Origin of the sequence: Streptococcus sp. VT 162 (assembly GCA_000688775.2) — a bacterium.
Classification (GTDB): domain Bacteria; phylum Bacillota; class Bacilli; order Lactobacillales; family Streptococcaceae; genus Streptococcus.
The window spans coordinates 1617922-1643807 of record CP007628.2 but is presented as its reverse complement, the minus strand read 5'-3'; the positions used below and the strand labels follow the sequence as shown (position 1 = coordinate 1643807).

Sequence of the window (25886 nt, the reverse complement as noted above, 5' to 3'; positions counted from 1 at the left end):
GTATAATGGTGAAAACACTATCTTTAAGGAGATTACTTATGAAATCGAAAAAGTGGCTCTTAGGAGCAGGTGCTGTTTTGAGTGCAGCCCTACTGTTAACTGCTTGTGGGCAAAGTGAAAAGAAAGCGGATGCTCCCAAAACATTCTCTTATGTCTACGCTATGGATCCATCTTCTTTGGACTATAGTGTGACGAGCAAGAGCTCAACCTCTGACGTTATAGCAAACGTTGTTGATGGTCTTTTGGAAAATGATAAGTATGGGAACTTAATTCCATCACTTGCAGAAGACTGGTCTGTTTCAAAGGATGGTTTGACTTACACCTACAAACTTCGTAAGGGTGTAAAATGGTATACTTCTGATGGAGAAGAATACGCTGAAGTTAAGGCCAAAGACTTTGTTACTGGGCTTAAACATGCTGCTGACGGAAAATCAGATGGTCTTTCTTTGATTCAGGATTCTATCAAAGGTTTGGCAGAGTATGTTAGTGGTGAGAGCAATGATTTCTCTACCGTAGGAGTTAAGGCTGTTGATGATTACACGGTAGAATACACGCTCAACAAACCAGAAAGTTTCTGGAACTCTAAGGTCACAACTGCAACCATGCTTCCAGTTAATGAAGAATTTTTGAATTCTAAAGGGAGCGACTACGGTGCACCAACCCCATCAGGTATCCTATATAATGGTCCTTATTTCTTGAAATCATTGACTTCAAAATCAGTCATTGAATATGAAAAGAATCCAAACTACTGGGATAAGGACAATGTCAAGATTGACAATATTAAACTAACTTTCTACGATGGATCAGACCAAGAATCTTTGATTCGTAGCTTTACACAAGGTGCTTATACAACAGCTCGTCTCTTCCCAACAAGCTCAAACTTTGAGTCGACTAAACAAGAGTACGGCGATAAGATTGTTTACAGTCCACAAGAAGCGACAAGCTACTACCTCACTGTTAACGTAAACCGCCAATCTTATAATAAAACAGCCAAAACAGACGAGGCTCAAAAAACTTCAACGAAAGAAGCTCTTCTCAACAAGAACTTCCGTCAGGCGCTGAACTTTGCTCTTGACCGTCATTCTTATACTGCTCAGTTGAATGGTGAAGAAGGTGCGAACAAGATTATCCGTAACAGCCTAGTGCCTCATGACTACGTTCAAGTGGGTGAAAAAACCTTTGGAGAGTTGGCACAGGCAGAGCTCGTTTCATATGGAGACCAGTGGAAAGATGTAGCTCTTACAGATGGCAAGGATACAATTTACAGTCCTGAAAAAGCTAAGGCAGCCTTTGCTAAAGCCAAGGAAGAATTGCAGGGCAAAGGGGTTACCTTCCCAATCCATTTGGATATCCCCGTTGAACAAACAGATGTAATCGCGGTTCAACAAACCAACTCACTCAAGCAGTCTATCGAATCATCACTTGGTACTGAAAATGTCATTGTCGATGTCCTTCAAATGACAGATAATGAGAAAATGAGCATTACGTCTCAAGCCAAGGTTCCATCTCAAAAAGACTATGACTTGAACGGAACTGGTTGGGGCCCTGACTATCAAGACCCAGCTACCTACCTCAACATCCTTGATGCTAAGAAGGGTTCTGCCCTTAAACACTTGGGGATCAAGCGCGGAAATGATCCAGAAGTGATGGCTCAAGTTGGACTGGACGAATACAAGAAACTCTTGGATGACGCTGCAGCTGAAACCAGCGACCTTAACAAGCGTTATGAAAAATATGCTAAAGCTCAAGCTTGGGTATCGGATAGTTCACTTTTAATCCCAGTTGCTTCTTCAGGTGGTTCTCCAACGGTTAGCCGAACTGTACCATTCACAAAAGCATACTCTCAAGTCGGAATCAAGGGAGACCCATTTGTGTTCAAAGGATTGGAGTTACAAAAGGATGTTGTGACTGCAAAAGAATACGAAGAAGCCTTCAAGAAATGGCAACAAGAAAAAATCGAGACAAATGCCAAATACCAAAAAGAACTTGAAAAACACGTCAAGTAATCTATAAATAGAAAAGGAAGTTGCAGGAAACTGTGCTTCCTTTTTTGTTTTGAGACACCAGTTGTCATAAAAGCAGTAACTTTACATTTTTGAATAAATTTGATAAAATATGGCTATGTTATAAAAAGTGACATAAAGGAGTGAATAATGATCGAAATGAAAAAAAGACTGATTGGGACAGGTCTTGTCTTAGCGACAGGGATTTTGCTCTCTGCATGTGGACAGTCCAACACAGATACTAGCACTTATTCATCAACATTTAGTGCGAATCCAACAACTTTTAACTATCTCCTAGATTATTATGCAGATAACACTGCCGTTATTACCAATCTTGTAGATGGTTTGTTAGAAAATGACAGCTATGGGAACCTCGTACCTGCTCTTGCGGAGGATTGGTCTGTTTCATCAGATGGTTTGACCTATACCTATAAGCTTAGAAAAGATGCCAAGTGGTATACGGCTGATGGTGAGGAATACGCTTCAGTCAAAGCTCAGGATTTTGTCACTGGGATCAAATATGCCGCGGACAATAAGGGGCAAGCCATGGATCTGATCCAAAATTCAATCAAGGGATTGAATGACTATGTGACGGGTGTGACCAATGACTTTTCAACTGTCGGTGTCAAAGCCTTGGATGATTACACAGTCGAGTACACTTTGACTCGACCAGAGCCGTACTGGAACTCAAAGACAACCAATAGTATTCTTTTCCCAGTCAACGAAGAGTTTTTGAAATCAAAAGATAAAGACTTTGGTACCTTGACACCAGACAGTATCCTTTATAATGGTCCCTATTTGTTAAAAGATTTCACATCAAAATCTTCGATCGAATATGTGAAGAATCCACACTATTATGACCATGATAAAGTAACCATTGAAAAAGTTAAGTTAGCCTACTTTGATGGGTCAGATCAGGAGATGACCATTCGAAACTTTGAAAGTGGTGCTTACTCGATTGCAGGAGTCTATCCAAATAGTTCGAACTATGCTAAGACAAAAGAAAAATACCAAGACAATATCGTCTATAGCTTACAAGACAAGACATCTTGGTACTTTAACTTTAACGTCAACCGCAAAACCTATAATCATACCGCTAAAACAACGGACGAACAAAAGAAATCAGCTCAAACAGCTATCTTAAATAAAAATTTCCGTCAGGCTATCAACTTTGGAATTGATCGAACAGCCTACTCTGCTCAATCTAACGGTGAAGAAGCAGCGAGCAAAACCCTTCGTAATACTTTGGTTCCCCCAACATTTGTCCAGGTGGGAGATAAGACCTTTGGAGAAGTAACAGCTTCTAAGCTTGTGGACTACGGAACTGAGTGGTCAGGTATCAATTTGGCAGATGCTCAAGATGCTTACTTCAACAAGGAAAAGGCCCAAGCAAAATTTGCGGAAGCTAAAAAGGAATTGGAAGCTCAAGGCGTGACTTTTCCAATCCATTTGGATGTCCCTGTTGATCAGACAAATAAAAATGCGGTCTCTGGTATGAACTCGGTTAAACAAACCCTTGAAACAGTACTAGGTTCTGACAATATCGTCATTGATGTTCAACAGCTTTCTACAGATGACTTTGGAAATGTTGCCTTCCTAGCACCAAATCCAGCAGCTCGTGACTACGACCTAAACTTTGATGGTTGGGTTGGTGATTACCAGGATCCATCAACTTATCTAGATCCCTTCAATGCTGAAACTGGCTTCTATCTCAAGATTTTTGGTCTTGATGCCAAAGAAGACCAAGAGCTCATTAAGAGTTTGGGGCTCGATATCTATACGAAACTTCTAAAAGAAGCAGATGCTGAGAACAAAGATGTTGCAAAGCGTTATGAAAAATACGCTGAAGCTCAAGCTTGGATGATTGACAATTCTCTAGTCATGTCTGCTATGTCAAATGGTGGTACAGCCTCTGTAACCAAAGTAACTCCGTTTACACGTGCCTACTCTCTAGTAGGAATCAAGGGTGACGGAAATAATTATAAGTACATGAGATTACAAAAAGACCCTGTTACCAAGAAACAATTTGATGAAGCCAAGGCTAAGTGGGAAGAAGAAAGTAAAAAGGCTATCGAAAAGAGTCAAAAAGAGTTTGAAAACCACGTAAAATAAGATTACAGACAAGGTTGCCCCTGAGCGCCTTGTCTTTTTGTGTAGAATGGCATTCGGAACTTTGCCCATATTTTAGAGCAATTTAAGAGAACAAAAGCGAATGAAAACGCTGAAAATAGCAAGGATGGATGGAATTTCCATCATGATTGTGATATAATATTTATAACTATTAACGTGTATAGGGGATTATCATGAGTAGACGTTCAAAGAGAGCTCGTTTAGGGAATGTAAAACGAAATATTAATATAGTTTTAGCAACCATTTATTTGTTATTGAGTGGTTTTTTGTTGTTCTTAATTTTCAAACATAATATCCTAGCTTTTCGGTACCTCAATATCCTTACTGCGGTTCTTATTCTCATTTCTGCTATAATTGCAATCCTTCTGATAGTGTATAAAAAAGCCGAGAAGTTTACGGTTTTCTTTTTGACACTTGCTATCGTAGTTAGCTCCGTTTCTCTTTATGCTTTGCAACAGTTTGTCGGTTTTACCAATCATATCAATGCGACCTCAAACTACTCAGAGTATTCGATGAGTGTAGTCGTTTTGAAAGATAGTGAAATCAATAATGTGACTCAGTTAGAGAGTGTAACAGGTCCGACTGAAACAGATAATGATAATATCCAAAAGTTGGTGGCGGATATTAAGACGACACAGAGTAAAGACTTGACAGTTGAACAGAGTGCTTCTTATCTAGCAGCTTATAAGAGTCTGCTTTCTGGCGAAACGAAAGCGATTGTCTTAAATAGTGTCTTTGAAAATATCATTGAAGCAGAGTATCCAGATTATGCTTCAAAAATCAAAAAAATCTATACAAAACAATTAACTAAGGATGTTGCGGCACCAAAGGTATCGAAGAATAAAGCTTTCAATATTTATGTGAGTGGTATTGATACCTATGGTCCGATTAGTTCCGTTTCGCGTTCAGATGTGAATATTCTAATGACTGTGAACCGAGATACCAAGAAAATCCTTCTGACTACAACGCCTCGAGATTCCTATGTTCCGATTGCGGATGGGGGAAATAATCAAAAGGATAAATTGACTCATGCGGGGATTTATGGAGTGGACTCATCAATTCATACTTTGGAAAATCTCTATGGAGTGGATATTAACTATTATGTGCGCTTAAACTTTACCTCTTTCTTGAAGTTGATTGACCTTCTAGGTGGAATTGATGTCTATAATGATCAGGAGTTTACAGCACATACTAACGGGAAGTATTATCCTGTTGGGAATGTTCATTTAGACTCTGAGCAGGCTCTTGGTTTTGTCCGTGAGCGCTACTCTCTAGCAGATGGAGATCGAGATCGTGGTCGGAACCAACAAAAGGTTATTGTAGCTATTATTCAGAAGTTGACGTCAACTGAGGCTTTAAAAAACTACGATAACATCATCAAGGGATTGCAAGATTCTCTTCAGACCAATATGCCTTTGGAAACCATGATGGATCTGGTTAATACTCAATTGGAGAGTGGTGGGAGCTACAAAGTCAACTCTCAAGACTTGAAGGGAACTGGACGCACGGATCTTCCTTCATACGCTATGCCAGATAGTAACCTCTACATGATGGAAATTGATGAAAGTAGTTTGGCCGCTGCGAAAGCTGCTATCAATGATGTGATGGAGGGCAAGTAGCATGATAGATATCCATTCGCACATCGTTTTTGATGTGGACGATGGTCCAAAGTCGATAGAGGAAAGTAAAAAGCTTCTAAGAGAGGCCTATAGTCAAGGAGTGAGGACAATCGTTTCCACTTCGCATAGACGAAAAGGGATGTTCGAAACTCCTGAAGAAAAAATCGCAACTAACTTTCTGAAGGTGCGAGAAATGGCTAAGGAAGTTGCGAATGACTTAATTATTGCCTATGGGGCAGAAATCTACTATACGCCAGATGTTGTTGAGAAGTTAGAAAAGAAATTAATCCCAACGCTTAACGATAGTCGCTATGCTTTGATTGAGTTTAGTATGAATACACCTTATCGGGATATACATAAGGGGCTGAGTAATATTCTAATGTTAGGCATTACACCCGTCATTGCCCACATTGAACGCTACGATGCTTTAGAAAACAATGAAAAGCGCGTTCGAGAGCTGATTGATATGGGATGTTATACTCAAATTAATAGTTCTCATGTTTTGAAACCAAAACTCTTCGGAGAAACCTATAAATTTATGAAAAAGAGAGCCCAGTATTTCTTGGAACGAGATCTGGTTCACGTGATAGCAAGTGATATGCACAACTTGGATCACAGACCTCCTCATATGGAGGAAGCCTATGATATCATTGCCCAAAAATACAGTGAAGATAAGGCTAAGGAACTTTTTAAGGATAATCCCCGAAAAATAATAATGGATCAATTGATTTAGGAGAAAAAATGAAAGAACAAAATATGATGGAAATCGATGTATTTCACTTGCTTAAAATCCTTTGGAAACGAAAATTGTTAATTGCTTTGGTAGCATTCGTGACAGGGACAGTAGCATTTGCCTACAGTAGTTTTATTGTGAAGCCGGAGTTTACGAGTACGACCCGAATTTATGTGGTCAATCGTAATCAGGGAGATAAGCCTGGCTTGACTAACCAAGACTTGCAAGCAGGATCTTACTTGGTAAAAGACTATCGTGAAATCATTCTCTCGCAAGATGTTTTAGAGAAGGTTGCGACTGATTTGAAACTAGAACTCCCTCCAAAAGGTCTAGCTAGTAAAATCAAGGTAACAGTTCCAGTGGATACGCGTATTGTATCGATTTCTGTTACAGACCGTGCACCTGAGGAAGCTAGCCGTATCGCCAACTCTTTGAGAGAGGTTGCGGCTCAAAAGATCATCAGCGTCACTCGCGTTTCGGATGTGACAACGCTTGAAGAAGCACGCCCAGCAACATCGCCATCTTCACCAAATATTCGTCGCAATACCATGGTTGGATTCCTTGCGGGAGCGGTTGTGATGGTTGTCACAGTTCTCCTTGTTGAGATTTTGGATACACGAGTGAAACGTCCAGAAGATATTGAGGACGTGTTGCAAATTGCACTATTGGGAGTAGTTCCAAATTTGGATAAATTGAAATAGGAGAGAAAAATGCCAACGTTAGAGATTGCACATAAAAAACTGGATCAGGCAAGAAAAGCAGAAGAGTACTATAATGCCCTTCGCACCAATATTCAATTGAGTGGGAATAACTTGCAAGTGATTTCTATTACGTCTGTCAAACCAGGGGAAGGAAAATCAACAACTTCTACCAATATTGCTTGGGCTTTCGCGCGTGCGGGCTATAAGACACTGTTGATCGATGCGGATATTCGTAATTCAGTCATGTCAGGTGTCTTTAAATCACGGGAAAAGATTACAGGCCTAACAGAGTTCTTGTCAGGCACAACAGACCTATCACAAGGTTTATGTGAAACCAATGTTGAAAATCTGTTTGTCATTCAAGCGGGTTCTGTATCACCAAACCCAACAGCTTTGTTACAAAGTGAAAATTTTGCGACCATGATTGACACCTTACGTAAGTACTTTGACTACATCGTTGTAGATACTGCCCCGATTGGAGTTGTTATCGATGCGGCGATTATCACGCAGCAGTGTGACGCTTCTGTTTTAGTAACTGCGGCTGGTGAAACAAATCGTCGTGATGTCCAAAAAGCTAAAGAACAACTCGAACAAACAAGCAAACCATTTCTAGGAGTAGTTCTAAATAAATTTAATACTTCAGTTGAAAAATATGGCTCCTATGGAGCATATGGAAACTATGGGAAAAAGTAGGGAATCTTGTAGTTGGAAAATTATCTAAGGGGATTATTACAAGGGGGAGTTTTAGGTGAAACAAAACAAGATCATCTATATTGCCTTCAAAAGGTCTATGGATGTATTTATCGGCTTGTTTGGAACGGTATTTATAGTTTTACCCTGTTCTCTGGTCATCTTTGTAATCTATAAAATGAAAGGTTACAAAGGAAGTATATTTTTTACACAGTGCAGAGCAGGTCTCAGAGGGAAAAAATTTAAAATCATTAAGTTTAGGTCGATGGTCGAGAACGCAGAAGAAATTCTGATTTCGAATAAGGAACTTTATGAAAAGTATAAAAAGAATAGCTATAAATTGCCACCAAATGAGGATCCACGACTTACAAATATAGGAGACTTTATAAGAAAAACAAGTATTGATGAGGTTCCACAGTTTATAAATGTATTACTAGGTGATATGAGTCTTATTGGTCCAAGACCAATTCTTGAAAATGAACTAGATGAATATACCGAGGATGAACAGGAAACTTTATTGTCTGTTCGTCCTGGGATTACAGGGATATGGCAAGTTTCTGGTAGGAGTGGAGTATATTATCCTGAACGTTGTGAGATGGAATTATATTATCCTAGAAATCAGTCTTTACGGTTAGATATCAAAATCTTCTTTTTGACCATTAGAAGAGTGTTATCCCGTGAAGGAGCTCATTGAGAATTCAAACTGAGTCGGCATAAAGTGAAATATATAAAGATAAAATTGAATACAAAAAGGATATCTTTGGTATTCAATTTTATCTTTTTGGGTCAAGATAGTTTTAGTGATAATCTATTTTGGTTGGATATTTTTTAATAGAGAATGATTACAATTTTGATTAAAAGGTAGTTGAGCTAGTTATGGATGAAGGGAATTGAATTAGGATATAGAAATGTCTAAAACGTATAGAATCATAGTTGCAACACATAAACGATTTCAAATGCCAGAGGATAAGGACTTGTATATCCCTATCCAAGTTGGTAGTGAGGGTAAGGAAGATTTAGGTTATCAACCAGATAATCAAGGAGTTCATATTTCTCACCTTAATCCTTATTATTGTGAATTAACAGGATTATATTGGGCTTGGAAAAATTTAGAATGTGATTATCTAGGATTGGTACATTACCGTAGATATTTCACATCAAAACGACACTCATATAGAGAAGCAATTAGTATGGATGACATTATTCTTTCCAAATCAGAAGTGAAAAACTTGATGTCGAATTATGATGTTATCGTTCCTAAAAAACGGAAATATTACATTGAAACGCTATACTCTCACTATGCACATACTCACGATGTCAATCATTTAGACGTGACACGCCAGATTGTTAGCGAGTTGAGACCGGATTATATCGAAGCTTTTGAACAGGTCATGAAACAACGCAGTGGCTATATGTTCAATATGTTTATCATGTCCAAAGAAAATGTAGCAGCCTATTGTGAATGGTTGTTCCCAATTATCGATGAACTCTATAGAAGATTGGACATTACAGACTATTCTGCTTTTGACGCTAGATTATTTGGTCGTATCAGTGAACGCTTGTTCAATGTTTGGTTGGCAAAACAAGATTTGCGGGTAAAAGAGATTCCGTTCATTTATATGGAAAAAATTGATTTGATTCAAAAAGGGAGGTCCTTTTTACAAGCAAAATTCTTTGGAAAAAAATATGGACAGAGTTTTTAGATAGGGATGAATAATAAGAATGAAATTAGTACTAAAAATAAAATCTGTACCAGAACTTTTGGCTCTTGTTGCTTTAGGGATATTTTTAACGGTTTCGATATTAAATGTAACTTTTTATGCTCGGTATCTGCCTGGAACAGTTTATAAATTGGCGATAGCTTTTTCCCTCTTTCTTTTGGTTATAAAAGAGTCGTTTAAGAGAAAATATGATTATAGAACTCTCATTGGTTTGTTTGCAACGATTTTAATTTATTTTATAGTGGGGAAAATGACATCTCTCAGTTCAGAACTTCCTGTAAGTATATTATTTATTTATACTTTACGAGATATTCCCTTTAAGAAGGTGGCGAAAACTTCATTAGTCGTTAGTATGTGCTTGTTGTTTTTTGTTATCATAAGCGCAAGATTAGGAATAATAACGAATTATATAGAAATTTCTGGTCCTCGAGTACGGGCCTACCTAGGCTTTAGATATGCTCTATTTCCTTCGGTTTTACTGATGAATATAGTTGCTATTGTGTTTTATTTAAAGCAAAACAAAATCCAATACTGGCAATGGCTACTGTTAGCTCTATCAGTTTATTGGGTATATGATCAAACGGATTCTCGTTTAACATTTTATAGTTCCTGTGTATTGCTGGCATGCAGTTTGTTAATAAAATGGTTTCCGAAACTATTTTCAAAGTTAGGATATGTGATTAAAGTTTTTAAACCAACCTTTATTGTAAATGCAGTTATTAGTTTTTGGGTCTCCGTTACCTATCTCAATTCAAGTCATTCTTTTATCAATGATCTTCTTTTTAAAGTGAATCATATGTTAGGTGGTCGGATATACTTGGCTAATAAATCTTTAAATCTCTATGGTTTTGGATTTTTTGGACGACCAGTTTACTGGAATGGGAATGGTCTGACTGTTGAAGGTGTTAGAAACTATCAGACCTATCTGTATGTGGACAATTTGTATGTCCAAATTTTACAGAGATTTGGCCTACTCATCCTGGGATTAATGGTCTCAGTTCTATCTTTGACACTACTTAAAGTCATTAAGAAACGCCAGTGGATTCTTGCTCTGATTTTGATATTAATGAGTTTTCACTCTATGATTGATGATTTGAATTTCTATCTTCATAACAATATTTTTTGGATATTAGTAGGTGTTTTAATAAACTCGGATTATCAGTTTTCTGATGAAAGCGATGAAGATCAAGGGGGACGTTCGTTTGAAAAAATCGTATAGTGAAATGGTAAGAAGTATTTAACGAGAACTTAAAAGAGCATAGACTGAGACGACGGTTTAATTTCGATTTATTTATATAGGAGGAAAGTATGTCGGATATCAAAATCATTCAAGATAAGATTTTATCTATTTTGAAAGAGTTTATTAATATTTGCGAAGAAAATAACCTAACCTACTATGCTCTAGGTGGGACCTTGTTAGGAGCGGTACGTCATAAAGGTTTCATACCTTGGGATGATGACATCGATATCGGTATGCCGAGAGAAGATTACGAAAAGTTTAAAAAAATAGCTTCAAATGTCTTGCCGGAAAACTACAAGTTTTTAAGCGAAGATACATTAAACTATAAAAAAGCTTTCTCTGTGATTCGAGATGATTCTACAAAAATCATCATGAATTATAGTAAAGAAGAATTGGTAGAAAGTTTGTGGATAGACATTTTCCCGCTAGATGGTATGCCCTCTAACGCTTTAAAGAAAAAAATTCATTCTTTGAGATACTTGTACGCAAGGATGATGGTTCAACTCTCGCAATTCAATAGTTTGGTGAATCAGAAAAAAGAAAATCGACCATTCATTGAAAAGATAATTATTGCTTTTGCGAATGCTGTTAATATTGAGAAGATTATTTCCTTTACATGGGCTCAGAAAAAATATTTACAAACGATAAAAAAATATTCGTTTGATGAAGCTTATGCAGGAAATTATACGGGAGCTTACAAATTAAAAGAGATAGTACCGAGTGATTACTTTGGAGAACCAGTCCTATTACAGTTTGAAGATCTTAAACTTTGTTGTCCTTGCAAATACAAAGAATATTTAACAGCCATTTACGGAGCGGATTATATGCAATTGCCACCAGAAGACAAAAGAACTCTTCACCACTACGAGATTATATCACTGGGTGAAAATGAAGGGGAAGTGTAGTTTAAAGATGAAAAAAATCGCTTTAGTGAAATGGAGTATCGATAGAACAGATGGAGGACTGAAAGTAGCAACCAGCCTTGCAAATGAGTTATCAACTATGTATGAAGTTCATCTTCTCTCGATGATTTCTACAGAAAACAATTTCTTCTCGCTGAAACAATCGGTTCGATATCAAAATTTATCATCAAAGAAAATATCTATGAGTAAAAATTTTCTCGAAGCGGTCAAGTTGTTGAGAAACTATCTGAAAGAAGAGAACATTGATATTGTTTTTGGAATCGGAATGAGTATGAATACAGTTGGTGTAGCAAGCACAATTGGTTTGAAAACAAAATTTGTTTCCTGCGACCATACAAATTCTATAGTAGATATTGATACTAAAGTTAAGAAGATACAAAGGTATATTGGAGCGAAATTTGCTGATAAACTCGTGACCCTTACTCAAGAAGACCGTGAAAATTATATAAAAAAATACAGTGTTCCTGAAGAAAGGATTTGCTACATCTATAATTGGAAAGAGGCTTCTCTTTCAGATATCTCCTATAATAAAAATTCAACTAAAATCGTGACGGTTGGCCGTTTTGATTATCAAAAAGGATTTGATTATCTTGTTCAAGTCGCGAAAAAAGTGTTTGTGAAAAGGTCTGACTGGACTTGGGAAATCTACGGTTCCGGCAATCAAGATGAAGTGGACAAAATCAGAAATTTCATCACCGAATATGATTTACAGGATAAGTTAGTTATAAAAGGACTCGAAAAAAATCAAGATTTGATTTATGGAGATAAAGGGATTTATGTCATGACTTCTCGTTATGAAGGTTTACCTCTAGTTCTACTGGAAGCTCAACAATACAACCTCCCAATTGTTAGTTTCAGATGTCCAACAGGACCAAATGAGATTGTTGAAGATGGGGTCAATGGTTATCTGATTGATTGTTATGATACCGATAAAATGAGTGATAGAATACTTGAATTGATGGAAGATTCGAACTTGCGAAGTTCCTTCTCCAATCATGCCATGGATAATATGGATAAATTCGATAAGGAAAAAATTCTCAAGCAGTGGATTGAACTAATTGAGACGATTTATGAGATAAGATGAAGGATTGTTTATTAACAATTGTAATGCCCAGTTGTAATATTCAGGACTACATTTCAAAAGGGCTGGAGTCTTTTCAACAAGTCCTTCCGAATGATAAAAAAAATTTGAAGTACTGGTTGTCATGGATGGTCAATAATTCGGAAAGGTCGTTAAAGGAACTATATAGAAAGCTTGAGCAAAGCTCATATAAATACGTTCCTACGAAAAAATTTGACAGATTGTCTTACTTAAATTATAGGACTAACTTTGCTTTGGGAATAATTTTTAATCCGATTTTGAAGAAATACTCTGAAAAGAAAGAAAAAGAGAGGGGCGTTTAAGTTGTTTATCAGCATCGTTGTTCCTGTTTATAATGTTGCAGACTATCTGCATTTTGCGATAGAAAGCTTAATTAAACAGACCTATCAAAACTTTGAGATAATCCTTGTAAATGATGGTTCCACAGATAATTCTCCTATATTATGCGAAGATTATGCAAAACAATATGAAAATATCCATGTTTTCCACAAAGAAAATGGTGGCTTATCTGATGCACGTAATTTTGGAGTGGCAAAAGCCAACTCAGATTGGATTTTCTTTTTAGATCCGGATGATTATCTTGAAGAATATACTCTAGAGTTAATCGTGAAAATTCAGGAAACACATCAAGCAGACTTGATTTCAACAAAGGTAAAAGCTACTTCAAAATATAATGCTTATACTTCTTATCGATTGCAAGACTCAGACTATAAAGATTTGGCTCCGATTACAAAAGAAAAGGCTCTGGAACTAATGTTGGATGACAAAGTTGCAACGGTTTCTGCCTGTGCTAAGCTTTATAAAAAAAGTATATTGGAACGAGTCCCTTTTCCAGTTGGGAAAATCTATGAGGATTTTTATGTTGTAGCAGAACACCTTGCCTTAGCTGAAAGAATCGTGATCAGTCCACTTGAAACCTACAATTACTATCGTAGGGAAGGGAGTATAGTTCGTTCAACATTTACTGAAAAAAGATATGATTTCTTTGAAGCTGTTGCAAAAAATGAGGAAGTTATTAAAAGAGAGTACATTCAGAGTCCAGAATTAAAGCAAGCTTTGCAAGCTAAAAAATTATTAGGTGGTTTTGTAATAATTGGTGCAAAAGCTGACTCAGGCTTAAAAGATTTTTCAAAAGATAGAGAGTTGTTGAGAGTCGAAATGAGTGACTTGTTAAAAAATAATAAGTTATCATGGAAACTAAAACTAAAATACCTTATTTTTATGTTAAACCCTAGATTGTATTTGTTGCTACGATAGTATCGTGCATAGATCCAATTTAATTTGCAACAAGTGTCAAAAAAATGTAGGAAAGAGGAAATATGAAAGAAGTTTTTAGAATAATTGACCATTATAAGTATGACCAGTCAAACTTTTTGTTTTCACTGATTAATTCTAAATTGGATGACTTGAAATGAAAGTATTAAAAAACTACGCTTACAATCTTTCTTATCAGTTATTAGTGATTATACTCCCAATTATTACGACTCCCTATGTAACACGGGTCTTTTCTTCGGATGATTTAGGGACGTATGGATACTTTAATTCCATTGTCACCTACTTCATCCTCTTAGCGACGCTGGGAGTTGCTAACTATGGTACTAAGGTCATTTCAGGACATCGTAATGAGATTAATAAAAACTTTTGGGGTATCTACACTCTACAATTAGGGGCAACAGTTCTTTCTATATCCTTATATGCTCTTCTTTGTATGACTCTTCCCTCTATGCAAAATCCGGTAGCCTACATTCTGGGATTGAGTTTAGTTTCAAAAGGTTTAGACATCTCCTGGCTCTTTCAAGGGCTAGAAGATTTTCGAAAGATTACTGTTCGAAATATCACAGTTAAACTCGTTGGAGTCATTTCAATCTTCCTCTTTGTCAAATCTGCAAATGACCTATATCTCTATGTTTTTTTGCTAACCATATTTGAACTTTTAGGGCAACTAAGTATGTGGGTACCTGCTCGGGAGTTTATCGGCAGTTCTCATTTTAGCATAGAATATGCTAGGCATCATTTAAAGCCGGTCATATTATTATTCCTTCCTCAAGTAGCTATTTCTTTGTACATTACGCTGGATCGTACCATGCTTGGAGCCTTAGCTTCTACAAAAGATGTAGGGATTTATGACCAGGCCCTAAAATTAGTAAATATCCTTCTGACCTTGGTAACTTCCTTGGGAAGCGTTATGTTGCCTCGTGTCGCGCATTTGTTAGCGACAGGTGATCATAAGGCAGTCAATAAGATGCATGAAATGTCCTTCCTCATTTATAATTTAGTCATTTTTCCGATGATGGCAGGAATTTTAATCGTCAATGATGATTTTGTTAGCTTTTTCCTTGGTCAAGATTTTCAGGATGCACGTTATGCAATTGCCATTATGATCTTCCGTATGTTCTTTATCGGTTGGACCAATATCATGGGAATTCAGATACTGATACCTCACAATCAAAATAAAGAATTCATGATTTCAACAACAGCTCCCGCAATTATCAGTGTAGGTTTGAACTTACTATTCCTTCCTAAACTGGGATATATCGGAGCAGCGATTGTATCTGTTCTGACAGAGGCGTTGGTATGGGCGATACAATTATACTTTACCCGTAGATACCTAAAAGAAGTTCCAATTATCGGATCTTTGACAAAAATTGTTCTAGCGTCAGCTATCATGTATGGCATTCTGCTAGGTTCAAAAACAGTTATACATTTTTCGCCAACCCTAAATGTTCTAGCGTTTGCAGGGCTTGGTGGAATTATTTATCTTTTTGCAATTCTATCTTTGAAAGTGGTAGATGTAAAAGAATTAAAACAAATAATTAGGAAAAACTAGAATGCAAAAAAATCGGAATATCAGCCTAGATTTATTAAAAGTGCTTGCGTGTATTGGGGTCGTTTTACTCCATACAACAATGGGCGGATTTAAAGAGACAGGATCATGGAATCTTTTGGCATATCTATATTATTTAGGTACCTACTCCATTCCCTTGTTTTTTATGGTCAATGGTTATTTATTGTTAGGCAAAAGGGAAATAACTTATCCTTACATACTTCAAAAAGTCAAATGGATTCTAATAACAGTGTCATCATGGAACATTATCGTTTGGCTCTTTAAAAGAGACTTTGCGTTTAATCCAATTAAAAAAATTGTAGGCTCTCTGTTACAAAAAGGGTATTTCTTTCAGTTTTGGTTTTTTGGTTCGCTGATTCTTATTTATTTATGTTTGCCTGTTTTGAAAACAGTTATAAACTCTAAAAGAAAATATGTATACATTCTATCTTTATTGGTGGCAATTGGGTTTATAGTTGAATTTGCAAATATTTTCCTTCAGATGCCTATACAAACTCATGTTATGCAAACTTTTAGATTATGGACTTGGTTTTTCTACTACCTTTTAGGTGGTTATATAGCGCAATTCAATATAGACAACCTCAAATATAGATTTAAAAATTGGATGAAAATAGTTAGCATACTTTTGTTATTGATTTCACCAATTATATTGTTTTTCTTAGCAAAGAATACTTACCATAATCTTTTTGCTGAATATTTTTATGATACTTTATTTGTAAAAGTCAGTACTCTAGGAATTTTTCTAACTATCCTCACGCTTACGTTGAATGAAAACCGAAACGAATGGATTGTTTTCATTTCTAATCAAACAATGGGAGTTTTCATAATACACACTTATATTATGAAATTGTGGGAAAGGATATTTGGTTTTAATTTTGTAGGAGCATATTTACTTTTTGCTCTATTTACTTTAAGTGTTAGTTTTATTATTGTTGGAATGTTAATGAAGATTCCTTACTTCAATCGAATCGTCAAATTATAAAAAGGAGAACACTATGTACGATTATCTTATCGTTGGTGCTGGTTTGTCTGGAGCAATCTTCGCACACGAAGCTACAAAACGCGGTAAAAAAGTAAAAGTGATTGACAAGCGTGATCACATTGGTGGAAATATCTACTGTGAAAATGTTGAGGGCATCAATGTTCACAAGTATGGCGCCCACATTTTCCATACTTCTAATAAGAAAGTATGGGATTATGTCAATCAATTTGCTGAATTTAACAACTACATCAACTCACCAGTGGCTAACTACAAGGGTAGCCTCTACAATCTTCCTTTCAACATGAATACCTTCTATGCTATGTGGGGTACCAAGACTCCTCAAGAAGTCAAGAACAAGATTGCCCAGCAAACGGCGGATATGAAAGATGTTGAGCCCAAGAACTTGGAAGAACAAGCCATCAAGTTGATTGGTCCAGATATCTATGAAAAGTTGATCAAGGGCTATACTGAAAAACAATGGGGACGTTCTGCAACAGACCTTCCGCCATTTATTATCAAGCGCCTCCCAGTGCGTTTGACCTTTGATAACAACTACTTTAACGACCGTTACCAAGGTATTCCAATTGGGGGTTACAACGTCATCATTGAAAACATGCTTGGCGATGTAGAAGTAGAGCTTGGTGTTGATTTCTTTGCCAATCGTGAAGAGCTAGAAGCATCAGCTGAAAAAGTTGTCTTTACAGGGATGATTGACCAGTACTTTGACTACAAACACGGGGAGTTGGAATACCGTAGCCTTCGTTTTGAACATGAAGTCTTGGATGAAGAAAATTATCAAGGGAATGCTGTAGTAAACTATACAGAACGTGAGATTCCTTATACTCGCATTATTGAGCATAAACATTTTGAGTATGGTACTCAGGAGAAAACGGTTATTACTCGCGAATACCCAGCTGATTGGAAACGTGGAGATGAGCCCTATTATCCAATCAATGATGAGAGAAATAATGCTATCTTTGCTAAATATCAAGAAGAAGCAGCACAGAATGATAAGGTTATTTTCTGTGGACGTTTAGCAGATTATAAATACTACGATATGCATGTGGTAATCGAACGTGCATTGGATGTGGTAGAGGAAGAACTAGGGAGTATCTAAGAACATCACAGATAAAGGGGAGAAAAGGTGAAATATTATCTGAAGGATTCATTTCTGAGTAATGAATATGAAAAGAATGCAGGAAATAAGGCACGAAATGACGTGGAAGCTATTCTAGTCTCAGAGGGTTATAAGGGGTTGGAACTCAAGGTTGAGAATTGGTATAAGATGAATTTCTTTAAAGCTCAGCAACACAAATATCGGGCAATCAAGTCTGTGTTTGATCAGTTAGGATCTGGAGATGAATTGCTGATTCAGTTCCCGATTATACACCATACATTTTTCATCTCACAACTCATTAAGCAGGCGCAAAATAGAGGAGTCAAATTCTATCTTGTGATCCATGATGTTGAAACCTTGCGTCATGTAGGAAATTCAGCAGTGAAACTTCGTCATAAAGTGAGAAATTACTTCCAAGAGAAGGCAGCTCTTACATCAGTGGATGGCATTATCGTTCATAATGATATCATGAAAAATGCCTTGACAATTCAAGGCGTACCATCAGATAAAATGGTTAGCTTGGAGATTTTTGACTATCTGATTCCGAACTTTGAGGAAAAAAATGTTCCCCAAAAAGAAGAAGCGATTATCATCGCCGGAAATCTAATTCCAACAAAATCAGGCTATCTTTATAATTTGCCAGAACAGCCAGCCTATAATCTCTATGGAATGGGGTACGATGAAAGTCGTGCATTGAAAAATACCACCTACTTTGGTTCCTTTATGCCAGATGACCTCCCAAATGCTCTTCAAGGTAGTTTTGGTTTGGTGTGGGATGGTGATAGTTCAGAAACTTGCAAAGGTTCTTTCGGAAATTACCTACGTATTAACAACTCCCACAAGGCTTCTCTTTATTTGGCTTCGGGCTTTCCTCTAGTTGTTTGGAAAGAGTCTGCCCTTGCGCATTTTGTGCTAGATAAGCAATGTGGTATAGCAATTGATTCTCTACATGACCTCCAAAAGGCATTAGACGATTTGACAGATCAAGATTACATGGAACTGTCGGCTAATGCCAGACAAGTAGGAGTAGCGATTCGAAGTGGAGATTATCTGAAATCGGCCATTTCTAAATTGAAGTAAGAATTTGAAGCTACTCATTGATCAGTTCGTTAGAAAGATTACTTCATTATGAAAGGTATTATTCTTGCAGGTGGTTCGGGAACACGATTATACCCAACAAGATTCTACTACTTATTTAGTAGGCACAAATATCAATCGTCAGTCTTATAAGTACACTTCTAAGACAACAGAAGAATACCAAAAAGCTCAAGAAAAATGGTTGAAAGAAAAAGAAGAGTCAAATAAAAAGGCCCAAGAAGATCTCGCAAACCATGTGAAATAACTTTAAAAAAGTAAAGGATTTAGCCATCGATATGATGGTTAAGTCCTTTTTTATCTTTGTATAAGTCCCTGAATGATGAGAGATAGAATTTTTCAGAAAAGAGAAAATTTTAGTGAATTTTACCTATTTCCTATTGCTTTCTGCCTTTTTATTTGTTATATTAAAAGTACAATTAATTTTTATTTATAACAGTTAAGCAGAGCACTTTCAGAGAAAGGAGTATTTTTTAAAAAAGAAATGTAAACGCTTACTGGAAAATGAAAGGATTTAGGAGTTCATGGATAAACGATTTTTTGAAAAACGCTGTAAGTTCAGTATTCGTAAGTTTACGCTTGGAGTAGCTTCGGTAATGATTGGGGCGACTTTCTTTGCTGCTGCTCCAGTCTTAGCAGATCAAGCAAGAGTTGGTTCAACAGATAATTTGCCGAGTGAACTAGCTGATTTGGATAAGAAGGCTAGTGATGAGGGGCACGATTTTGACAAGGAAGCTGCCGCTCAGAATCCTGGTTCAGCTGAGACTACTGAAGGCCCACAAACAGAAGAAGAGTTGTTGGCTCAAGAAAAAGAAAAGTCTGAAAAGCCAAGCAATCTGCCAAAAGAATTAGAAGATAAGTTGGAGAAAGCTGAAGACAATGGGCGCGAAGTTAACAAGGATCAATTGGCCCAAGATACTGGCAAGCTCGTCCCAGAAGATGTGGCTAAGACTACCAATGGGGAATTAAACTATGGCGCGACTGTTAAGATCAAGACGCCATCAGGAGAAGGTAGCGGTATTGTCGTTGCTAAAGACCTTGTCTTGACGGTTTCTCACAACTTTATCAAGGATAGCCAAGACGGCAATATCCGTAAGGTTGTGGATAATGACCAAGGGGATGGAGATATCTATAGCATCTCATATCCAGGATTGCCAGATGTCAAGTTTAGCAAGAAAGATATTATTCATTGGGATCGTGAAGGCTACCTGAAAGGCTTCAAAAATGATTTGGCCCTAGTGAGATTGCGTACAGTTCTCGAAAATACGCCTGTTGAAGTAACTAAAAAGCCAGTTGTTAAGAAAATTGGAGATAAACTCCATGTCTTTGGTTATCCAGAAGGAAAATTGAATCCGATTGTCAATACTACAGTTGATTTTGCGGAACCATACGGAGAAGGTGTCCAAGGAATTGGTTACCAAGGAGGAAAACCGGGTGCTAGTGGCGGCGGTGTCTTTGATACAGAAGGCAAACTAGTCGGTGTTCACCAAAATGGTGTAGTTGGAAAACGGAGTGGAGGCATTCTCTTCTCACCAGCTCAACTAAAATGGATTCAAGACCACATACAGGGAATTTCAAGTGTGAAACCAGCAGACTTGGAAGAGAAAGAGAAACCGGCTGAAGAAAAACCAAAAGAGGATAAACCTGCAGCTGCTAAACCTGAAACACCTAAGACAGTAATTCCTGAATGGCAAACGGTAGCGAATAAAGAGCAACAAGGAACCGTCACTATTCGTGAAGAAAAGGGTATTCGCTACAATCAATTGTCTTCAACGGCCCAAAATGACAATGATGGCAAACCAGCCTTGTTTGAAAAACAAGGATTGACAGTTGATGCTAATGGAAATGCGACGGTTGATTTAACCTTCAAAGATGATTCTGAAAAGGGCAAATCACGCTTTGGTGTCTTCTTGAAATTTAAAGATACCAAGAACAATGTTTTTGTTGGGTATGACCAAGGTGGCTGGTTCTGGGAATACAAAACTCCAGGTAATAGCACATGGTATAAAGGCAACCGTGTAGCTGCACCAGTAAACGGCTCAGTGAATCATCTGACTATTAGCCTAAAATCAGATGGTCAGCTGAATGCAACAAATAATGATGTAAAACTTTTTGATACGGTTACTTTGCCAGCTGCTGTTAATGAAAATCTTAAAAATGAGAAGAAAATCCTTCTCAAGGCGGGAACTTATAGCAATGACCGTACGGTTGTCAGCGTTAAAACAGACAATCAAGAAGGCGTAAAAGCAGATGATACTCCTGTGGAGAAAGAAAAAGGAGACATTGTTGACGATAGTAAAGTATCTTATGACACTATCCAGTCAACAGTTCTGAAAGCGGTAATTGACCAAGCCTTTCCTCGTGTGAAAGAATACACTTTAAATGGGCATACTTTGCCAGGACAAGTTCAACAACTTAAGAAAATCTTGGTAAACAATCACGAAATTACACCTGAAGTCACTTATAAGAAGATCAATGATACTACTGCAGAGTACTTGATGAAACTTCGTGACGAGAAGAATTTCATCAATGCAGATATGACAGTACGCTTGCAAGTTGTGGACAATCAATTGCACTTTGATGTGACCAAGATTGTCAACCACAATCAAGTTACTCCTGGTCAGAAGATTGATGATGAAAGAAAACTTCTCTCCTCTATCAATTTCTTAGGAAACTCACTTGTGTCAGTTTCAAGCGACCAAACTGGAGCTAAGTTTGACGGGGCAACCATGTCAAACAACACTCATATCAGTGGAGATGAACATATTGCTGTAACCAATCCAATGAAAGATTTGTCTAAGGGCTATATGTATGGTTTTGTTTCTACAGATAAGCTTGCTGCAGGTGTTTGGAGTAACTCTCAAAACAGCTACGGTGGTGGTTCGAATGACTGGACTCGTTTGACAGCATTCAAACAAACTGTTGGAAATACAAACTATGTGGGAATCCAAAGTTCTGAATGGCAATGGGAAAAAGCTTATAAGGGCATTGTTTTCCCAGAATACACCAAGGAATTTCCAAGTGCCAAGGTTGTTATCACCGAAGACGCCAATGCTGACAACAAAGTCGATTGGCAAGATGGTGCCATTGCTTATCGTAGCATCATGAACAACCCTCAAGGTTGGGAAAAAGTTAAGGATATCACTGCTTACCGTATCGCGATGAACTTTGGTTCTCAAGCACAAAACCCATTCCTTATGACCTTGGATGGTATCAAGAAGATCAATCTCCACACAGATGGTCTTGGGCAAGGTGTTCTCCTTAAAGGTTATGGTAGTGAAGGTCACGACTCTGGTCACTTGAACTATGCTGATATTGGTAAACGTATTGGTGGTGTCGAAGACTTCAAGACATTGATTGAAAAAGCGAAGAAATATGGAGCTCATCTAGGTATCCACGTGAACGCTTCTGAGACTTATCCTGAGTCTAAGTACTTTAATGAAAATATTCTTCGTAAGAATCCAGATGGAAGCTACAGCTATGGTTGGAACTGGTTAGACCAAGGTATCAACATTGATGCTGCTTATGACTTGGCGCATGGACGCTTAGCTCGCTGGGAAGACTTGAAGAAAAAACTTGGTGATGGTCTCGACTTTATCTATGTGGATGTTTGGGGCAATGGCCAATCAGGTGATAACGGTGCCTGGGCTACCCACGTTCTTGCCAAAGAAATCAACAAACAAGGCTGGCGCTTTGCGATCGAGTGGGGTCATGGTGGTGAATACGACTCTACCTTCCAACACTGGGCAGCTGACTTGACCTATGGTGGCTACACTAATAAAGGTATCAACAGTGCTATCACACGCTTTATCCGCAACCACCAAAAAGATTCATGGGTTGGGGACTACAGAAGTTACGGTGGTGCAGCCAACTACCCACTTCTAGGTGGCTACAGCATGAAAGACTTTGAAGGCTGGCAAGGACGAAGCGACTACAATGGCTACGTGACTAACCTCTTTGCCCATGACGTCATGACTAAGTACTTCCAACACTTCACTGTAAGTAAATGGGAAAATGGTACACCAGTTACCATGACCGATAATGGTAGCACCTATAAATGGACTCCAGAAATGAAGGTTGAGCTAGTCGATGCAGCAGGTAACAAGGTTGTTGTGACTCGTAAGTCAAACGATGTCAATAGCCCGCAATACCGCGAACGTACAGTAACGCTCAATGGACGTGTCATCCAAGATGGTTCAGCTTACTTGACTCCTTGGAACTGGGATGCAAATGGTAAGAAACTTCCTACTGAAAAGGAAAAGATGTACTACTTCAATACGCAGGCCGGTGCAACAACTTGGACCCTTCCGAGTGATTGGGCAAATAGCAAGGTTTACCTTTACAAGCTAACTGACCAAGGTAAAACAGAAGAGCAAGAACTAACTGTAAAAGATGGCAAGATTACCCTAGACCTTCTAGCAAATCAACCATACGTTCTTTACCGTTCAAAACAAACCAATCCTGAAATGTCATGGAGCGAAGGCATGCACATCTACGACCAAGGATTTAACAGCGGAACCTTGAAACACTGGACCATTTCAGGTGATGCTTCCAAGGCAGAAATTGTCAAATCACAGGGTGCAAACGATATGCTTCGTATCCAAGGCAATAAGAGCAAGGTCAGCCTTACTCAGAAACTGACTGGCTTGAAACCAAATACCAAGTATGCGGTTTATGTTGGTGTCGATAACCGTAGTAATGCTAAGGCAAGTATCACAGTGAATACTGGCGAAAAAGAAGTGACTACTTATACCAATAAGTCACTCGCTCTCAACTATATCAAAGCTTATGCTCATAACAATCGTCGTGAAAATGCTACAGTTGACGATACAAGTTACTTCCAAAATATGTACGCCTTCTTTACAACTGGATCTGACGTATCAAATGTCACTCTGACATTGAGTCGTGAAGCTGGTGATGAAGCAACTTACTTTGATGAAATTCGTACCTTTGAAAACAATTCAAGCATGTACGGAGACAAGCATGATACAGGTCAAGGAACCTTCAAACAAGACTTTGAAAATGTAGCTCAAGGAATCTTCCCATTTGTAGTGGGCGGTGTCGAAGGTGTCGAAGACAACCGCACTCACTTGTCTGAAAAACACGATCCATATACACAGCGTGGTTGGAATGGTAAGAAAGTCGATGATGTTATCGAAGGAAATTGGTCATTGAAGACAAATGGACTAGTGAGCCGTCGTAACTTGGTTTACCAAACTATTCCGCAAAACTTCCGCTTTGAGGCAGGTAAGACTTATCGTGTAACTTTTGAATACGAAGCAGGATCAGACAATACCTATGCCTTTGTAGTCGGTAAGGGAGAATTCCAGTCAGGTCGTCGTGGTAGTCAAGCAAGCAACTTGGAAATGCATGAATTGCCAAATACTTGGACAGATTCTAAGAAAGCCAAGAAAGTAACCTTCCTCGTGACAGGTGCAGAAACAGGCGATACTTGGGTAGGTATCTACTCAACTGGAAATGCAAGCAATACTCGTGGTGATTCTGGTGGAAATGCAAACTTCCGTGGTTATAACGACTTCATGATGGACAATCTTCACATCGAGGAAATTACCCTAACAGGTAAGATGTTGACAGAAAATGCTCTGAAGAACTACTTGCCAACGGTTACCATGACCAACTATACGAAAGAGTCTATGGATGCTTTGAAAGAGGCGGTCTTTAACCTCAGTCAGGCAGATGATGACATTAGCGTGGAAGAAGCGCGTGCAGAGATTGCCAAGATTGAAGCCTTGAAGAATGCTTTGGTTCAGAAGAAAACAGCTCTGGTAGCAGAAGACTTTGAAAGTTTGGATGCGCCAGCTCAACCAGGTGAAGGTCTTGAGAATGCCTTTGATGGTAATGTATCTAGCCTATGGCATACATCTTGGAATGGTGGAGATGTAGGCAAGCCTGCAACCATGGTCTTGAAAGAACCAACTGAAATCACTGGACTTCGCTATGTTCCACGTGCCTCTGATTCAAATGGAAACTTGCGTGATGTGAAACTGGTTGTCACAGATGAGTCTGGTAAGGAACATACCTTTAACGTAACAGATTGGCCAAATAACAACAAGCCAAAAGACATTGACTTTGGCAAGACAATCAAGGCTAAGAAAATTGTCCTTACTGGTACCAAGACTTACGGAGATGGTGGCGATAAATACCAATCTGCAGCGGAACTCATCTTTACCCGTCCACAAGTAGCAGAAACACCTCTTGACATGTCTGGCTATGAAGCAGCTTTGGCTAAGGCGCAGAAATTAACAGACAAAGACAATCAAGAGGAAGTAGCTGGAGTTCAGGCGAGCATGAAATATGCGACGGATAACCATCTCTTGACGGAAAGAATGGTGGCCTACTTCGCAGACTATCTCAACCAATTAAAAGATTCTGCTACGAAACCAGATGCTCCAACAAGTAGCAAGGGTGAAGAACAACCACCAGTTCTTGATGTACCTGAGTTCAAAGGCGGCGTCAATGCAACAGAAGCAGCTGTACATGAAGTCCCTGAGTTCAAAGGCGGCGTTAATGCGGTTGAAGCCTTGGTTCACGAATTACCAGAATACAAAGGCGGAGCCAATGCGGTCCTAGCGGCTGCAAATGAAGTTCCAGAGTATAGAGGTGGAGTCAATGCAGTTGAGGCCTTGGTAAATGAAAAGCCAGCCTACACAGGTGTATTGGCTACAGCTGGAGATCAAGCAGCTCCAACAGTTGAAAAACCTGAGTACCCGCTCACTCCAAGTCCAGTAGCTGAGACCAAAACTCCGGGAGCGAAAGATGAAGAAAAACTACCTGCTACAGGGGAGCACAGCTCAGAAGTAGCCCTCTTCTTAGCAAGTGTGAGTATCGCTTTATCTGCTGCTGTTCTTACGACAAAACGAAAAGAAGACTAAACAGATTTGGTTTTAGAAATCCAAAAGATCTCGAATCAAATAGGATCAAACAGCCGGAGAGGACCTCTTGGTTCTCTCCTTTTTCAAAGGAG

The 25886-nt window shown here is 38.3% G+C and carries 19 protein-coding genes; all 19 read left to right on the top strand.

From position 1 onward, the window contains the following. The first annotated feature begins 38 nt into the window (after nucleotides 1–38). The 19 genes from V470_08150 to V470_08050 all read left to right on the top strand — a co-directional run bounded on the left by V470_08150 (nucleotide 39) and on the right by V470_08050 (nucleotide 25794). Nucleotides 39–2006: a peptide ABC transporter ATP-binding protein gene (locus tag V470_08150; GenBank protein AHZ48384.1), complete on the top strand. Its 1968-nt coding sequence runs from the start codon at nucleotides 39–41 to the stop codon at nucleotides 2004–2006. Nucleotides 2007–2153: 147 nt separating this feature from the next. Then, nucleotides 2154–4115, top strand: a complete 1962-nt coding sequence (locus V470_08145; GenBank protein ID AHZ48383.1) for a peptide ABC transporter ATP-binding protein — start codon at nucleotides 2154–2156, stop codon at nucleotides 4113–4115. A 191-nt stretch (nucleotides 4116–4306) separates the two neighbouring features. Further along, nucleotides 4307–5752: a LytR family transcriptional regulator gene (locus V470_08140; protein ID AHZ48382.1), complete on the top strand. Its 1446-nt coding sequence runs from the start codon at nucleotides 4307–4309 to the stop codon at nucleotides 5750–5752. A 1-nt stretch (nucleotide 5753) separates the two neighbouring features. After that, nucleotides 5754–6485 (top strand): tyrosine protein phosphatase, encoded by a 732-nt coding sequence (locus tag V470_08135; protein ID AHZ48381.1) that lies wholly within the window; start codon nucleotides 5754–5756, stop codon nucleotides 6483–6485. A gap of 8 nt (nucleotides 6486–6493) precedes the next feature. After that, the gene (locus V470_08130) at nucleotides 6494–7186 is read left to right on the top strand and encodes a capsular biosynthesis protein CpsC (protein AHZ48380.1); all 693 of its coding nucleotides are present in this window, start codon (nucleotides 6494–6496) and stop codon (nucleotides 7184–7186) included. Between the two features lie 9 nt (nucleotides 7187–7195). After that, nucleotides 7196–7879 carry a tyrosine protein kinase gene (locus tag V470_08125; GenBank protein ID AHZ48379.1) on the top strand — a complete coding sequence of 228 codons (684 nt, stop codon included), beginning with the start codon at nucleotides 7196–7198 and terminating at the stop codon, nucleotides 7877–7879. Between the two features lie 55 nt (nucleotides 7880–7934). Then, complete coding sequence (locus V470_08120) at nucleotides 7935–8570, top strand: multidrug MFS transporter (protein AHZ48378.1); 636 nt, start codon at nucleotides 7935–7937, stop codon at nucleotides 8568–8570. A 214-nt stretch (nucleotides 8571–8784) separates the two neighbouring features. Further along, nucleotides 8785–9579, top strand: a complete 795-nt coding sequence (locus V470_08115) for an exopolysaccharide biosynthesis protein (GenBank protein ID AHZ48377.1) — start codon at nucleotides 8785–8787, stop codon at nucleotides 9577–9579. A 19-nt stretch (nucleotides 9580–9598) separates the two neighbouring features. Next, nucleotides 9599–10816, top strand: a complete 1218-nt coding sequence (locus V470_08110; GenBank protein ID AHZ48376.1) for a polymerase — start codon at nucleotides 9599–9601, stop codon at nucleotides 10814–10816. Nucleotides 10817–10905: 89 nt separating this feature from the next. Then, entirely contained in the window at nucleotides 10906–11742 is an 837-nt protein-coding gene (locus V470_08105) for a lipopolysaccharide cholinephosphotransferase (protein AHZ48375.1), read from the top strand. A gap of 7 nt (nucleotides 11743–11749) precedes the next feature. Continuing rightward, nucleotides 11750–12844 carry a glycosyl transferase family 1 gene (locus V470_08100; GenBank protein ID AHZ48374.1) on the top strand — a complete coding sequence of 365 codons (1095 nt, stop codon included), beginning with the start codon at nucleotides 11750–11752 and terminating at the stop codon, nucleotides 12842–12844. Between the two features lie 125 nt (nucleotides 12845–12969). Beyond that, nucleotides 12970–13164 carry a hypothetical protein gene (locus V470_08090; GenBank protein AHZ48373.1) on the top strand — a complete coding sequence of 65 codons (195 nt, stop codon included), beginning with the start codon at nucleotides 12970–12972 and terminating at the stop codon, nucleotides 13162–13164. A gap of 1 nt (nucleotide 13165) precedes the next feature. Then, nucleotides 13166–14119, top strand: a complete 954-nt coding sequence (locus tag V470_08085; GenBank protein AHZ48372.1) for a glycosyl transferase — start codon at nucleotides 13166–13168, stop codon at nucleotides 14117–14119. Between the two features lie 154 nt (nucleotides 14120–14273). Continuing rightward, the gene (locus V470_08075) at nucleotides 14274–15689 is read left to right on the top strand and encodes a polysaccharide biosynthesis protein (GenBank protein ID AHZ48371.1); all 1416 of its coding nucleotides are present in this window, start codon (nucleotides 14274–14276) and stop codon (nucleotides 15687–15689) included. A gap of 1 nt (nucleotide 15690) precedes the next feature. Beyond that, a complete protein-coding gene (locus tag V470_08070) occupies nucleotides 15691–16689 on the top strand; it encodes an acetyltransferase (GenBank protein ID AHZ48370.1) in 999 nt (332 codons plus the stop codon). A 13-nt stretch (nucleotides 16690–16702) separates the two neighbouring features. Then, entirely contained in the window at nucleotides 16703–17806 is a 1104-nt protein-coding gene (locus V470_08065) for a UDP-galactopyranose mutase (GenBank protein ID AHZ48369.1), read from the top strand. 27 nt (nucleotides 17807–17833) lie between these two features. Continuing rightward, a complete protein-coding gene (locus V470_08060; GenBank protein ID AHZ48368.1) occupies nucleotides 17834–18886 on the top strand; it encodes a galactofuranosyltransferase in 1053 nt (350 codons plus the stop codon). A gap of 64 nt (nucleotides 18887–18950) precedes the next feature. Next, nucleotides 18951–19148: a hypothetical protein gene (locus V470_08055; GenBank protein ID AHZ48367.1), complete on the top strand. Its 198-nt coding sequence runs from the start codon at nucleotides 18951–18953 to the stop codon at nucleotides 19146–19148. Nucleotides 19149–20247: 1099 nt separating this feature from the next. Continuing rightward, on the top strand, nucleotides 20248–25794 hold the full coding sequence (locus V470_08050; GenBank protein AHZ48366.2) for an endo-alpha-N-acetylgalactosaminidase: 5547 nt from the start codon (nucleotides 20248–20250) through the stop codon (nucleotides 25792–25794). The last annotated feature ends 92 nt before the right edge of the window (nucleotides 25795–25886 follow it).

Bases quoted from the DNA above. Each gene is read 5' to 3' on its own strand.
- V470_08150 (AHZ48384.1), top strand. From the start codon at position 39: ATGAAATCGAAAAAGTGGCTCTTAGGAGCAGGTGCTGTTTTGAGTGCA.
- V470_08145 (AHZ48383.1), top strand. From the start codon at position 2,154: ATGATCGAAATGAAAAAAAGACTGATTGGGACAGGTCTTGTCTTAGCG.
- V470_08140 (AHZ48382.1), top strand. From the start codon at position 4,307: ATGAGTAGACGTTCAAAGAGAGCTCGTTTAGGGAATGTAAAACGAAAT.
- V470_08135 (AHZ48381.1), top strand. From the start codon at position 5,754: ATGATAGATATCCATTCGCACATCGTTTTTGATGTGGACGATGGTCCA.
- V470_08130 (AHZ48380.1), top strand. From the start codon at position 6,494: ATGAAAGAACAAAATATGATGGAAATCGATGTATTTCACTTGCTTAAA.
- V470_08125 (AHZ48379.1), top strand. From the start codon at position 7,196: ATGCCAACGTTAGAGATTGCACATAAAAAACTGGATCAGGCAAGAAAA.
- V470_08115 (AHZ48377.1), top strand. From the start codon at position 8,785: ATGTCTAAAACGTATAGAATCATAGTTGCAACACATAAACGATTTCAA.
- V470_08110 (AHZ48376.1), top strand. From the start codon at position 9,599: ATGAAATTAGTACTAAAAATAAAATCTGTACCAGAACTTTTGGCTCTT.
- V470_08105 (AHZ48375.1), top strand. From the start codon at position 10,906: ATGTCGGATATCAAAATCATTCAAGATAAGATTTTATCTATTTTGAAA.
- V470_08100 (AHZ48374.1), top strand. From the start codon at position 11,750: ATGAAAAAAATCGCTTTAGTGAAATGGAGTATCGATAGAACAGATGGA.
- V470_08090 (AHZ48373.1), top strand. From the start codon at position 12,970: ATGGTCAATAATTCGGAAAGGTCGTTAAAGGAACTATATAGAAAGCTT.
- V470_08075 (AHZ48371.1), top strand. From the start codon at position 14,274: ATGAAAGTATTAAAAAACTACGCTTACAATCTTTCTTATCAGTTATTA.
- V470_08070 (AHZ48370.1), top strand. From the start codon at position 15,691: ATGCAAAAAAATCGGAATATCAGCCTAGATTTATTAAAAGTGCTTGCG.
- V470_08065 (AHZ48369.1), top strand. From the start codon at position 16,703: ATGTACGATTATCTTATCGTTGGTGCTGGTTTGTCTGGAGCAATCTTC.